General features: G+C 53.5%; 10 protein-coding genes. 9 read left to right on the plus strand and 1 reads right to left on the minus strand.

Annotated elements, in window-relative coordinates:
- The first annotated feature begins 1 nt into the window (after nt 1).
- Nucleotides 2-457 carry a YcgN family cysteine cluster protein gene (locus ACT3TY_RS04615; protein WP_172117064.1) on the plus strand — a complete coding sequence of 152 codons (456 nt, stop codon included), beginning with the start codon at nt 2-4 and terminating at the stop codon, nt 455-457.
- 396 nt (nt 458-853) lie between these two features.
- Here ACT3TY_RS04615 and ACT3TY_RS04620 read toward each other — a convergent pair whose 3' ends face one another.
- Complete coding sequence (locus tag ACT3TY_RS04620; protein WP_444627488.1) at nt 854-2956, minus strand: S9 family peptidase; 2103 nt, start codon at nt 2954-2956, stop codon at nt 854-856.
- Between the two features lie 62 nt (nt 2957-3018).
- Between ACT3TY_RS04620 and ACT3TY_RS04625 the strand changes: the two genes are divergently transcribed.
- The 8 genes from ACT3TY_RS04625 to ACT3TY_RS04660 all read left to right on the plus strand — a co-directional run bounded on the left by ACT3TY_RS04625 (nt 3019) and on the right by ACT3TY_RS04660 (nt 14204).
- Entirely contained in the window at nt 3019-3447 is a 429-nt protein-coding gene (locus tag ACT3TY_RS04625) for a hypothetical protein (RefSeq protein WP_444627472.1), read from the plus strand.
- A gap of 33 nt (nt 3448-3480) precedes the next feature.
- The gene (locus ACT3TY_RS04630; protein ID WP_444627473.1) at nt 3481-4260 is read left to right on the plus strand and encodes a class II glutamine amidotransferase; all 780 of its coding nucleotides are present in this window, start codon (nt 3481-3483) and stop codon (nt 4258-4260) included.
- A 272-nt stretch (nt 4261-4532) separates the two neighbouring features.
- A complete protein-coding gene (locus ACT3TY_RS04635; RefSeq protein WP_444627474.1) occupies nt 4533-6218 on the plus strand; it encodes an AMP-binding protein in 1686 nt (561 codons plus the stop codon).
- A gap of 168 nt (nt 6219-6386) precedes the next feature.
- The gene (gene hrpA / locus ACT3TY_RS04640) at nt 6387-10391 is read left to right on the plus strand and encodes an ATP-dependent RNA helicase HrpA (protein ID WP_444627475.1); all 4005 of its coding nucleotides are present in this window, start codon (nt 6387-6389) and stop codon (nt 10389-10391) included.
- A gap of 112 nt (nt 10392-10503) precedes the next feature.
- A complete protein-coding gene (locus ACT3TY_RS04645) occupies nt 10504-11625 on the plus strand; it encodes a beta-ketoacyl-ACP synthase III (RefSeq protein WP_441678743.1) in 1122 nt (373 codons plus the stop codon).
- Between the two features lie 47 nt (nt 11626-11672).
- A complete protein-coding gene (locus ACT3TY_RS04650) occupies nt 11673-12497 on the plus strand; it encodes an MlaA family lipoprotein (protein ID WP_193057116.1) in 825 nt (274 codons plus the stop codon).
- 8 nt (nt 12498-12505) lie between these two features.
- Nucleotides 12506-13696 (plus strand): PP2C family protein-serine/threonine phosphatase, encoded by a 1191-nt coding sequence (locus ACT3TY_RS04655; protein WP_172117057.1) that lies wholly within the window; start codon nt 12506-12508, stop codon nt 13694-13696.
- Nucleotides 13686-14204: an STAS domain-containing protein gene (locus tag ACT3TY_RS04660; RefSeq protein WP_441678739.1), complete on the plus strand. Its 519-nt coding sequence runs from the start codon at nt 13686-13688 to the stop codon at nt 14202-14204. Before ACT3TY_RS04655 ends, ACT3TY_RS04660 begins: the two co-directional genes overlap by 11 nt.
- The last annotated feature ends 8 nt before the right edge of the window (nt 14205-14212 follow it).

Here is a 14212-nt window from a genome sequence, read left to right on the forward strand (position 1 = left end):
GATGGAAACCGGAATGCGCGAGCGCTTTTGGGAGCGTTACACGCTGGAAGAGCTTACCCCGCAAGAGTGGGAGGCACTTTGCGATGGCTGCGGGCAGTGTTGCCTGTTAAAGCTACATGATGATGAAACGCAGGAGCTGGCTGTCTTGAACGTCGCCTGCCGCCTGCTGGATATTCAAAGCTGCCAATGCAGTGATTACCCGAATCGCTTTGATAGTGTGCCTGACTGCACCCAACTGACGCCTGCACTGGTAAAAGAGTTTACCTGGCTGCCCGCTTCGTGCGCGTATCGCCGAGTATCCGAAGGGCGGAAATTAGCTGGCTGGCATCCGTTGCTGAGTAATGATGCCGAGCGCGTGCACCGTAAAGGCATCAGCGTGCGTAGCTTTGCGGTCTCTCAGGATGATGTGCCTGAACGAGAACTTGAATCCCACATTATTGCTGTACTGCCCATGTAAGTAACCATCCTGCAAGTGGCAGCCCCAGCCCTCTCCTTTTTGACGACATTAAGCCGGTCCACACAAATATCCAGCCTGACGTGATCGTTAGGCGACGGGCTTGTGCTTGGCTATATTTCTTAAGGCAAGCATTATGCCTTTGAACAAGGATGGTTGAGCCGCTGTGTTTTTAGCTGCTCTGTTTTTATTCGGCTTGGCGGACGGTTGCTTAAGCGGCATGTCCCAAATGGTTGGGAAGTGGTCCTGGTGCTTCATTGCTTGCTCCAATAGTAAAGATAAAAGCATTCGACTAAAGTTGAGTATGAAGCAAAATGGTTTTTGTGGAAAGTATTTTCAAAAAAATAAAAGGCAGCGCGAAGGCTGCCTAACGGTGGGAGGTTTAAAGCAGTGGGCTGCTTAGATGGCGCTATCCTTGAAATCGGCGGCTAACCCCAATGCCCAAAGGATAAACGCGTCCTGCCTAGCGGTATCTTGCCACGCTTTAAATCGGCCGGATGCACCGCCATGCCCGCTGCTCATATCGGTATGCATCAAAACAGGGGCGCTGCCTAGCTGCTGTTGGGTGACTTGCGCGTAATATTTGGCAGGCTCCCAGTAGCTCACCCGTGTATCAAACCAACTGCCTTCAATCCAAAGCGCGGGATACTCTTGGGCCGTTATATTGTCCATGGGCGAGTAGTGACGAATGCGTTCGGCCACTTCGGGTGTTTCGGGGTTTCCCCATTCGCTGTACTCAGCGGTGGTTAGGGGAAGTTCGGGGTTTTGCATCGTGCGTAAGACATCCAAAAACGGCACATCAAGCACAGCGGCACAAAAAGCCCTGGGAGCACGATTAACACACGTGCCGACCAATAAACCGCCAGCGCTGGCGCCGTAAGCGACTACTCGCGCAGGATCACTTACTCCGCACTCCACCAGCGCATCCCGCGCGGCCAGAAAGTCGTTAAAGCTATTCTCCTTATGCGCCATTTTACCCTGCAAGTACCAGGGTTCACCCCGCTCGCCACCGCCGCGCACATGGGCAACTGCAAACGCGGCGCCGCGTTCAAGCAACTCCAGGCGGGCAATAGAAAACCACGGGTCAAGCGCTTCCCCGTAAGCACCGTAGCCATAAAGTAGCGTGGGTAATGGCTCGCCGACCAGGTCCGCACGCATTACGATAGAGACCGGTACTTGCTCGCCATCTGCGCTGGTGGCCCATATTCGGCGGCTTACCAACTGCTCCGGTGTTAAACCACCATAAACGGGAACGCGCTTAAGGAGTGTTCGCTCGCCACTGGCAAGATCAAGCGCAAACCAGCTGGGGGGCTGTGTAAAGGACTCCTCGCGTAAGCGTAATTCCTGGGTGTCAAAATGCGGCGCATCTTCAAGTGATTGGGAACAAGGTTGCTCTGGCAGGCTAAGGTAGTCGTCAACCAAGCGATGATGCTGTGCATCCAACACCCAGCGACGCAGCACTACCTGCGCTTGGGTATGGTCGCGCTCTGCGATAATCAGCCCCCAGGAAAACGCATCAATACCTTCCAGTGTGGTGTCATCGCGCGGCGCAATAAGCGGCTGCCAGCGTGCTTCAGGGTTGCCCAGGGCTGGTTCGTCCAGGAAGTCGAGCTGAAAATGCGCGCTTGTCTGGTTATGGACGCGGTAAAAGGTGCCTGGCCGGTGATCAATCGTGTACTCAACGCCGGATTGACGGGGCTGCACACAGAGTGGCACGGCCGATGGCCGATGCGCGGGCAGCGCGTAAATCTCGTTGGTATCTTTCGAGCCGCTTTCGATCAGTAACCACTGGCGCGAGCGGGTTTTGCCAATGCCCAGCCAAAACTCAGGGTCCTTTTCACGCAGCACCAGAGTAGGCGCTGAGTGCTGTGCAGGTGCGTTAAAAGGGAGCGATACTTGCCAAATACTGTCAGGGCGTTGGGTTGCATCAAATCGAGTAAAAAAGAGAGTTGCCGAGCTTGCTGTCTGGTCTTCAGCCCAACATAAGCCCGCACCAATATCGCTGAGCAGAGAGACAGGCTCGCCGCTGGGCAGCGATTTTATCCAAAGCGTGTAGCGCTCGTCTCCTTGTGTGTCCTCTGTCCAGGCGAGCCACTGCTCGTCAGGAGAGAGTGCCATATCGCCCATGTCATAAAATTCTTCATCCGCAGCACGGGCTTGAACATCAAAAAAACATTCACGCTGTGCCGGTTGCCCGTTTGGGAAACGCCACCAGTGAGGGTAATCATCGTCGGCGCCGGTCTCGCTCCAGAACGTAAAGTGGTCAAGCGCTGTCTCAAGGCTGGTGACGGCAAGCTCACGGCGCGCAAGATGGCTTTTATAGAGCGTTTCGGCCAGCGGAGCCAGCGGTGCAAACCATTGGGCCTGCTGCTGGTTGGCGGCTTCTAAAAATGCGCTAACATCAGGCGAATCTCGTGCTTCCAACCAGTGCCATTTGGGATCATTAGCGCGATAATAGCGCGCGACGGGTGAGCCTGCGAGCGTGTCTGGCTGTGCTTTCATAAATTGATAGGTACCATAGCGGGAAATTAACGTCGGGTGCATGCACCCACATGAGGGGTATTATGCTGTTTACAGGTTCAATGTCACAGCTGTGGCTAAGTTATTACGGTATTTCGCTGCTGGTCGTCATTGCCATCTATTTTGCGGTGGCGTTTCTACCGCGTTTGCCGCGCCTGGTGGTGACGTGGGGAATGGCGGGCGCCATGTGGATGCCAGCGATGTTTCGTCTACCGCTAGTAGAAGAGGGTGAGTTCTATACCGGTTGGGCGCCTGCGGCGATGGTGGCCGCGGTTGGTTTTCTTGAGCATAACGTTAATGCGCTGCGTGGCAGCCTGTTGTGCCTGGTCGCTGGGATTGCTATCGGCGCAGCGATAGGCATCGCTCTCTGGTGGTGGCGTCGGCCGCCAAGTGCGCCGCCCGCCAAGCGCGTGAAACAGGAGGAAGCTGAAGACCCACAGCCTACGCGTCGTCGCGAACCGGTTATTGGTTAATGCAGATAATGAAAAGCGGAAGGAGGCGCGGTTATGTGTGAGCTGTTGGGGATGAGCGCTAACGTCCCGACCGATATCTGCTTTAGTTTTTCAGGCTTTTTACATCGTGGTGGCGGCACTGGGCCGCACCGCGACGGGTGGGGTATCGCTTTTTATGAAGAGGGCGGGTACCGCGAGTTTCGTGACCCGCATCCTTCTGTCAACTCGCCCATCGCACGGCTAATCTGCGACTACCCGATTAAATCAAACGTAGTGATTAGCCATATCCGCCAAGCAAACGTTGGCGGTGTGCGCCTGGCGAATACTCACCCTTTTACGCGTGAAATGTGGGGCCGCCCTTGGTGCTATGCGCACAATGGTCAGCTAAGCGAATGGCAGCGCTTACCGTTGGGGGTGTACACGCCGGTTGGCAATACCGATAGCGAACATGCTTTTTGTTGGCTAATGGGTCAACTGCGAGACGCTTTTCCAACGGCCCCGGCATCGCCTGAATCTTTATGGGAGACGCTGCATGCACGATGTGAACAGCTACGTGCTTTGGGCGTGTTTAACTTGTTGCTGTCCGATGGTCAGTATCTCTATACCTACTGCTCGACGAAGCTTGCGCATATTACCCGGCGAGCACCCTTTGGTGATGCCGAGCTTTCTGATGCCGAACTTACGGTTAATTTTGCCGAGCACACGACACCCAATGATGTGGTTTCTGTTATAGCCACCGAGCCGCTAACCCACAATGAAGCCTGGTGCACCATGGTGCCCGGCGAGCTTTTAGTGTGGCGTGAAGGAGAAATCGAGGCGCGTTACTGTCCATAAGGGCTTGTCCATAAGAACTGGCCATAAGAACTGTCTATAAGAACTGTCCATAAGAACTGCCCATTACGCTACATTGTTACGTAGACATTTAGAAAAGATGGGAGGAAGGTTAGGAGGAAAGTTAAGAGCTCGGCCCTTTATCGGCTAAAGTTGAAACACAAGTTTCAATCGATCGTTTTACAGCATGTCTGGGGTCGTATATCGTTGGCCCTCTTGCCTCGCGACAATAACAAGGTCGGTTATAACATCGACATGGATAGCGGAGATTGCCCATGAGCGAACACGCCACAGCGCCTATTTTACGCGGCCCAGCGCTTGAAGGGTTGGATAAGTACAACTCTGTCACAGATGTTTTTCACGCGGCAGTAAGCCGGTATCAGCAAAAGCCTGCTTTTAGCTGCATGGGCAAAACGCTTACTTTTGCTGATCTTGACCGTCTTTCAGCAGACTTTGCCGCTTGGCTTCAGCACGAGACTGATTTGAAGCCGGGCGACCGGATCGCCATTCAACTGCCCAATGTCTTGCAATTCCCCGTGGCGGTGTTTGGCGCCATGCGGGCAGGTCTGGTCGTGGTAAATACCAACCCGCTTTACACCGAGCGGGAGATGACCCACCAGTTTAAGGATTCTGGTGCCAAGGCTGTGTTGATATTAGCCAATATGGCTAAAAAGCTTGAAAACGTCGTTGATAAAACCGATATCAAACATGTGCTGGTCACCGAGTTGGGAGACCTGCACGGCCTGCCCAAACGGTGGTTGATTAATGCGGTCGTGAAGCATGTGAAAAAGATGGTGCCTGCCTACTCGCTGCCCACCGCGTTAAGCTTTCGTGATGTTTTGAAGAAGGGCGCTTCTTTAAATCACACTGAGGTAAGCCGAGAACAGGATGATTTGGCCGCGCTGCAGTACACCGGCGGTACAACCGGCCTGCCAAAAGGGGCGATGCTAACCCACCGTAACTTGATTGCTAATATGCTGCAGGCGCGTGCCGCTATTGGTACGCATCTAAACGTGGCCGAGGAGTTAGTAATAGCGCCGCTGCCGGTTTACCATATCTACACCTTTACAGTTAACTGCCTGTTTTTAATGGAGTCGGGCAATCATTCGCTGCTGATTACCAACCCCCGTGATCTGGACAGCTTTATAAAAGAGCTTAAAGGGCTAAAGTTCACAGCGTTTATTGGCTTAAATACGCTGTTCAATGCGCTGTGTAATCGTGACGACTTTAAGCAGCTCGATTTTTCCCATTTAAAGCTGACTATTTCTGGTGGTATGGCGCTAACCAAGGCAGCCGCCCAGCGTTGGGAGCAAACGACGGGTTGCCCAGTTGCTGAGGGGTATGGATTGACAGAAACCTCGCCAATTGTGAGCTTTAACCCAACCGATGCTATTCAACTGGGTACGATCGGTAAGCCCGTTGCAGGCACCTCGGTAAAAGTAGTGGATGCTGATGGCAATGATGTGGCTCTGGGCGAGCCGGGCGAGCTTTGCGTGCAGGGCCCTCAAGTGATGAAGGGATACTGGCAGCGCGACGATGAAACCCGTAACTCCATCGATGAGGGCGGCTGGTTCCATACCGGTGATATCGCCGTGCTTCAGGATGACGGCTACATCCGCATCGTTGACCGCAAGAAGGATATGATTCTGGTGTCGGGCTTTAACGTCTACCCCAATGAGGTGGAAGACGTGGTCGCCGCCCATCCGGATATTATCGAAGCGGCGGTAGTCGGTGTGCCGGACGACGACGCAGGTGAAGTCATCAAGCTGTTTGTCGTCTCCAAAAACAGTCAGTTGGATGCCGAAACGCTGCGCAGCTGGTGCAAAAAAGAGCTAACCGGCTATAAAGTGCCCAGGTTCATCGAGTTTCGTGATGAACTGCCCAAAACCAATGTGGGCAAAGTATTGCGTCGTGAACTGCGCGATGAAAATAAGCCTGCGGCCAGTGAGGCAGATAGTTAGAGGAAGCGTCTATAGTGACGAAAATAGATAACGCACTGATGAGCGATTACGCCACTGGTTAGGCGTCGCGTTGGTGAAAGCGTTACAATATTCGGCCCGCTCGCGTAGCGGGCCGAATAGTTATTTGCCCTACCGATATCCATTGGTACATCTGCTCTTCAATAACGAATGGAAACTGAGTCTAACGTGACCACCGATATGCCCTCTGATCTTACCGATAATCAACGCCTGGCTAAGCTTAATGAAACCATAAGCAACGTTATGCTGCGTGATGCCCAGCGTCTTGAGCGGCGCGTAGCAGGGCTGGCGCGTCGCCTGCGCGACAACAAGCCGATTGGTCACGGTTTGCACGAGGTGGAGCGCGATATTCACCGGGCACAGCAAGTGTTTAACCAGCGCGAGGCGTTGAAAGTGACCTTTAACTATCCGGCTGAGTTGCCGGTGGTTGAGCGTCGGGAAGATATTTTAAACGCCCTTCGTGACCATCAGGTGGTGGTAGTGGCGGGGGAGACCGGGTCGGGCAAAACGACTCAGCTCCCCAAAATGTGCCTGGAGTTAGGCCGTGGACGTAAAGGACTTATTGGTCATACACAGCCGCGGCGTTTAGCGGCGCGCAGTGTTGCCGGGCGGCTGGCCGAAGAGCTTGAGGTGCCGCTTGGCGAGCAGGTGGGCTATCAGGTACGTTTTACGGATCAAAGTAGCTCCACCACGCTAGTGAAGCTAATGACCGATGGTATCTTGCTGGCTGAAACCCAACACGATCCCTTGTTGCTGCGCTACGACACCATCATTATTGATGAGGCTCACGAGCGCAGCCTGAACATCGATTTTCTGCTGGGCTATTTAAAAAGGCTGTTGCCTAAACGTCCTGACCTTAAAGTGATTATTACCTCGGCAACCATTGATGTTGATCGTTTTGCCGCGCATTTCGGTACGCCTAAAGCACCCGCGCCCGTCGTTGAGGTATCAGGACGTACGTATCCGGTCGACGTGCATTATCGCCCTTTGGTGCGTGATGAAGAAGATGAAGAGGATCGCACCTTACAAGAAGGGATTTTGCACGCCGTTCTCGAAATCGAAGCCATCGAGCGCGAAAAAGGCTGGTTACATGGCCCCCGGGATGTTCTGGTATTTTTGCCAGGCGAGCGAGAAATTCGTGAAACAGCCGATACGTTACGCCGGGCTGATTTGCAAGGGACGGAAATTCTGCCGCTGTACGCACGTCTCTCTAATGAGGAGCAGAACCGGGTTTTTTCTGCCCACCGTGGAAGGCGCATTGTGTTGGCCACTAACGTTGCGGAAACCTCGTTGACGGTGCCTGGCATTCGTTATGTGGTGGACCCGGGGCTTGTCCGGATTAGCCGCTACAGCTATCGGGCAAAAATTCAGCGCCTACCGATTGAGCCGGTAAGCCAGGCCAGTGCCAATCAGCGCAAGGGGCGCTGCGGTAGGGTGGCAGAAGGGGTGTGTATTCGTCTTTACGACGAAGAGGACTTCGTCTCGCGTCCAGCCTTTACTGATCCTGAAATTCAGCGGACCAATTTAGCCTCGGTCATTCTGTCGATGCTGGCGCTAAAACTGGGTGATATTGAAGCCTTCCCCTTTGTAGACCCACCGGACAGCCGCTTTGTAAAAGATGGTTTTCGGCTACTGTTTGAGCTGGGCGCGGTCAACGAAAAGCATCACCTTAGCGAGTTGGGACGAAAGTTAGCGAAACTGCCCATCGACCCGCGCTTGGCACGGATGGTGTTAGCAGGTGCGGAGCGCGGTAGCCTGCGTGATGTTCTGGTGGTGGTGTCCGCGCTTGCCATTCAGGACCCGCGAGACCGTCCGGCCGATAAACGCCAGGCTGCCGATCAGGCGCACCAGCGTTGGCACGACCCGGATTCGGATTTTGTCGCGCTGCTCAACTTGTGGCATGGCATTGAGAATGCCCGCGAAGCATTATCCGGCAATCAGCTGCGCCGCTGGTGTCGTGAGCACTATATTAATTATCTGCGCATGCGTGAATGGCACGATACGTTCCGTCAGCTTAGGCAGTTGCTGCGCGATATGCAGATCGATGTTCCTGCGCCGCTACCGCGCAATGACGAGGAGAGCGAAGAGCAGGCACGTCAGGCCAGACGCAAGACCTCAGGCAAGTTACACCAGGCGCTTCTTTCAGGCCTTTTGTCTAACCTGGGCACGGTAGTGGAAAATCGCGAGTACCTGGGCGCGCGTAACCGCAAGTTTATGATTCATCCGGGGTCTGGGCTCGCCAAAAAATCGCCCAAATGGCTAATGGCATTTGAGCTGATTGAAACCACAAAGCTCTATGCACGCACCGTTGCCAAGATCGATCCCCAGTGGATCGAGCCTCAGGCTCAGCACTTGGTGAAACGCAGCTATAGCGAACCTCATTGGGAACAAAAGCGTGCGCAGGTTGTGGCTTTCGAGCAGGTGACGCTGTTTGGCTTGCCTATTGTCGCACGCCGACGTGTGCACTATGGGCCGATTGCCCCCAAGGAATCGCGCGAGCTGTTTATTCGTCGTGCGCTGGTGGAAGGCGAATTTACGACCCAGGGCGTGTTTTTTGCTCATAACCGCGCACTCATTGACGAAGTGGAGGCGCTTGAAGACCGCGCCCGCCGCCGCGATATTCTGGTCGATGAAGAGGCGTTGTTTGCGTTTTACGACGCGCGTATTCCAGATGACATTGTCAATGGTAAAGGCTTCGAGCACTGGCGCAAGCAGGCTGAACGCCAGACGCCTGCGCTGTTGAATTTTGATCTGGATGCGCTGAAAGCGCGTGACGCCGCCGATGTCACCCAAGCGCAGTACCCTGACCATTTAACACTTGCCGGGGTGGCTTATCCGGTGAGTTATCACTTTGATCCTAACGCAGACGATGATGGCGTTACATTGACCGTACCTGCCGCCATGCTGCCTCAATTGCCTGTGCACGCATTAGAGTGGTTGGTGCCTGGGCTTTTAAGAGAAAAGTGCATTGCGCTTTTAAAGTCGCTGCCTAAAAGCATTCGCCGCCAGGTGGTACCCATTCCTGATTGGGTCGATGCAGCGTTGGAAACCTTGGTGCCCGATCAGCGCCCGCTCACAGAAGCATTGGGCGAATTTATACGTCGACGTACCGCAACGCGTGTTCACCCAGATGACTGGCGGCTGGATTTACTCGATGCCCACCTGATTATGAACATTCGAGTCGTCAATCATGCTGGTGAGCTGCTGGGTCAAGGGCGCGATGTCAGAGCGCTGGAGCAGCGCTTTGAAGCGGCGGCCAGTGCCGGTGCCCAGGCGCTGGCCGAGCAGGCAAACCAGGCGCCTACGCTTGACGGCCTGCCTGAGGAGCCATTGCCTGATTCGCGTGTGACTACGCAGGCGGGTATTCGTGTCGAGGCCTACCCGGCGTTGGTCGCTGAAGCCAGTGAGTTTAAGGTCGCACTTTTTGATCATCCGGCAAAGGCATTGGCGGCGCATCAAGAGGGGGTTGCCCGGCTGGCAATTGCCAAACAGCCTGACCAGGTAAAAGCGATTAAGCGCCTACCCGGTGTTGAAAAATGCGCGCTGCTGTTTGCCAAAGTGGGCAGCAAGCAAGCGTTGCTGGATGACCTGATGTTAGCCGTCTTTACTCAAGTCGTTGCCCAGCACCCTTTGCCGCGTTCATCGGTCGAATTGAGTGCTCGTCTGGACGCTACCAAAGCAGAGTTGATTGATTACGCGACTTCCCTGCTTGAGCAGGTCGAGGCGGCGCTAAAAGGTCACTTGGCAGTGAGTAAAGTGCTTAAAGGCAAGCTCAATTTTGCGCTTGCCCTAGTGTATAACGATATCAGCGTACAGATGCAGCGGCTGGTCTACCCGGGGTTCATTCGTGATGCAGGCCAATGGCTGACAGAGTATCCTCGTTACACCGAAGCCGCGCTCATCCGCCTTGAAAAAGCTGCACGTGAGCGCGGGCGTGACCAGATGCTGATGCATGACGTTCAGGCCCTTGAAACTCGCTTTGATGCGCGGCGTAAAAGCGAGCGTCGGGGGCGTGTTGAAGATCCCGAGTTGGTGGAATTTGGCTGGTGGATACAGGAGCTTCGCGTTTCCCTTTTTGCTCAGCAGTTGGGAACGCTGATGCCTGTATCGGCAAAGCGCCTTGAAAAGCGTTGGCAAGAAATAATTAGCGTTTAAAAGATGACTGGTAAACCCTGCAAATAACGCACACAGTAATATTAAGCGCGAGCCTTGGGCCTGAGTCTAAACAGCAAGCAATAGGGGCAAAAGCCGCTTAGAGGAGATAGGCATGACAAACGTGGTGATAACCGGGACAGGGCTTTATACACCGGAACACGCCATTGATAATGCGGCGCTGGTGGCTGCATTTAATACGTGGGTGGATAACGAAAATGCGTGTCATGCGGATGCGATTGCACGGGGTGAGCGTGAGCCGCTAGCCCACTCCAGCAGTGAGTTCATCGAAAAAGCCTCTGGTATTAAAAGTCGTTACGTATTGGATGCTTCAGGTATTTTAGATCCTGAGCGGATGTGTCCTCGGCTGCCATTACGTCAAAATGACGAGCCCTCTATTCAGTGTGACATGGCCGTCTCTGCCGCACGCCAAGCGCTGGAAAAGGCCCAGGTAGCACCTGGTGACATCGAACTGGTGATTGTGGCTTGCTCCAATATGGAGCGTGCCTATCCTGCGTTAGCGGTAGAAGTGCAGCAGATGCTGGGTGCCAAGGGTTATGGATTTGATATGAACGTGGCTTGCAGCTCTGCTACGTTCGCCCTTGAATCGGCCGCTAATGCTATTGCGTCCGGCAGTATTAAGCGCGCCCTGGTAGTGAACCCGGAAATCTGTTCGGCACATTTAAACTTTCGAGACCGTGACAGCCACTTTATTTTCGGCGATGCTTGCACCGCTGTGGTCCTGGAAAATAGTGTCGATGCAGTGGCCGATGAGCGCTTTGAAATTATAGGTACGCGGCTTGTTACCCAGTTTTCCAATGCCATTCGCAATAATGCCGGCTTTTTAAACCGTGTGACGGACAGTGATCCGTTAGCAATTGATAAGCTCTTTGTGCAAGAAGGGCGGCGAGTTTTCAAAGAAGTATGTCCCATGGTAGCCCAGTTGATTACAGATCACTTGACCTCGTTGGAGCTATCGGGAAGTGATCTCAAAAAAATGTGGCTGCATCAGGCTAACCGCCATATGAACGATCTTATCGCTCGCAGGGTATTGGGTTTTGAGCCCAGTGAGGCGCAAGCGCCCATCATTTTAGACCGCTATGCAAACACAAGCTCCGCTGGTTCCATTATTGCCTTTCATTTACATCATGAGGATATGGTGGAGGGCGACATTGGTGTGATTTGCTCCTTTGGAGCAGGCTACAGCGCAGGTAGCGTCGTAGTTCGACGTCAGTAACAGTACGACGTCAGTGACAGTACGTTAGTTTTTGAAGAGGAATAACCATGCTGCGGTTGTTAGCCAGGCAAGCCACCACTTTTTCACTGCGTAACGCAGCCCTACCAGCTGTGCTGCTTATCACCATGGCGGCTAGCGGTTGTGCCAGCACGCAAATGGCTCAAGATGCGAATCCGGATGATCCGTGGGAGGGCTTTAATCGCCGCGTTTTTGCCTTTAACGATGTCGTTGATCAGTATACGTTGAAGCCGGTAGCCCAAGGGTATCGCACGATTACGCCGAGCCCTGTACAAACCGGTGTCAGCAACTTTTTCTCCAACCTTGGCGAAATTCGTACGACCATAAATAGTCTTCTTCAAGGAAAACCGGCGAACGCTGGGTTGGCAACATCCCGTTTTTTGATCAACACAACGGTGGGTATCGGTGGGTTGCTTGATTACGCGACGTTGATGGAGATTAACGCAAGCGACGAGGATTTCGGGCAAACGCTGGCGGCCTGGGGGTGGGATGACTCACGCTACCTTGTCTTGCCGTTTTTGGGGCCCAGTACGTTACGTGATGCTACGGGTCGGCCTGCTGATATCATGACCTATCCCATCGTTTACGTGGATGATAACACCACCGAGCTTGTATTAAGCGCGCTCAATATTATTGATCGACGCGCCGCATTACTAGATCGGGAAAACTTGATTAGTGGTGATCGCTACAGCTTTGTGCGCGACGCTTATTTGCAGAGCCGCCAGTTTGAAATTAGTGACGGCGAGTTAGGCGATGACCCGTTTGCAATGGATGATTTTGACTTTAACGACAGCGATTTCAATGACAGTGATTTCGACGACAGCGATGCTAGTGACGACGATTTCGCCGATTGAGGCTTGATATGGATCATTCCAGGCAACTGGTTGCGGTAATTGACGCGCCCGGTCCGGAGCGCGATGCGCTGGCAGAAGCCATCACGTGTGACGGTATGGGCGTATATGCTGCAGATAATATCGACTATCTTCCAGCAGAAACCGCTTTGATTGTTGCGCATGCGCACTCGGTGCCTCAGCAGCAGTGGTCGCAGTTGACGCGTCGCTTACCCACGTTGGTGGTAAGCGACTCACGTCAGGATGCGGACCTGATCAAGGCGATTGACATAGGGTTGGTGGACTATATCGTTCATCCTCTACGCCATGCTGAACTGCTGCGACGAATGATTCGTAAGGCTATTGAGCTCAATGAGTTAGCCATTGAGCGAGACCGTGATAGAGAAAGACTCGCTGAATTAAACGAGAGCCTGGAGACACATCTGGCGCTGCTGCGCATGGACCAGCAAAGTGGGGGGCATATTCAGCGTCGGTTATTGCCTGCTCACCCCAAAGTGGTGAACGGCGTTTACTATGATTATTGGTTTGCGCCCTCGCTTTATCTATCCGGCGACTTTCTGGATTATCAGCGTTACAACGACCGTTACAGTGCGTTTTATTTTGCAGACGTTTCTGGGCACGGCGCATCCTCGGCGTTTGTGACCGTGCTGTTAAAGTATTTATGCAACCGTTGGCTGAATGAGTGGGACGGCCAAAAGCCCGAGTGCTTGGCGCCGGACTGGTTGGCCGCTATGAATCGAGAGTTGCAGGGGACCGATATCGGTAAACATGCAACGTTGTTTGTAGGTGTTATTGACCATCACTCTCATACTCTTCACTATTCGCTCGGTGCACAGCTACCGATGCCTTTTTTGGTTGCGGGCGGTAAGCTCTCCCGGCTTGAAGGAGAGGGGATGCCAGTAGGCCTTTTCCCTGATATAGAGTATCCTTCGCTGAGCTGTGCCTTGCCGGCCGAATTTCGATTATGGCTGTGTTCAGATGGTGTATTGGAATGCTTGCCGGGTAAAACGCTCGACACGCGGCTCAAGGAGCTTGAGCAATTAGTAAGCGAAAGTGTCACGCTTGAGCAGTTGCGCGAACGGCTAGCCAAAACAAGTGTCCTGCTGGCAGCAGGGGAGACGGGTGAGGCGAACCAGGAACGCGGTGCTTTACCCGATGATCTAACAATCATGATGGTGAGCGGATTTGGTCATGCTGATTGATGAAGGCCGTATTAAAGCGGCGTTCGAGTCCGGTGTTTTTGTCTTAAAACTCTGTGGCGATGTGCGGTTAACGCTTTGTGCCACGCTGGATACCCAGGCACAACATCTGGCTGAAACGCCTGGGTTACGTGCGGTAATGATTGACTTGCGTGAAGCGACCAATGTCGATTCAACGGCATTGGGTTTTCTTGCAAAGGTGGCGATGGCTGTAAAAGGGCGCTTGGCTCACCCGCCTACTATCATTGCGGATAATCCTGATGTTCGTAAAATGCTCGATGTTATGGGCTTTGCGCGTTTTTTTACCTTGATGGAGGCGCCGCTTCAACAGCCGCCAGCGCTTAGCGATGCGCTTGTTGAGCTGCCTGAAGAGCCTGCGGATGAAGATGGGCTGCGCGAGCGAATTCTTGAAGCGCATCGTATTTTAATGCACATGAATGAGCATAATCGCGAGCAGTTCCAGCCGTTGGTTGAGATGTTGGAAGCGCAGAATACAGAACCCCACCATTAAAAAAGCCT

This window comes from Halomonas sp. AOP22-C1-8 (assembly GCF_052378905.1).
Classification (GTDB): domain Bacteria; phylum Pseudomonadota; class Gammaproteobacteria; order Pseudomonadales; family Halomonadaceae; genus Vreelandella; species Vreelandella citrativorans.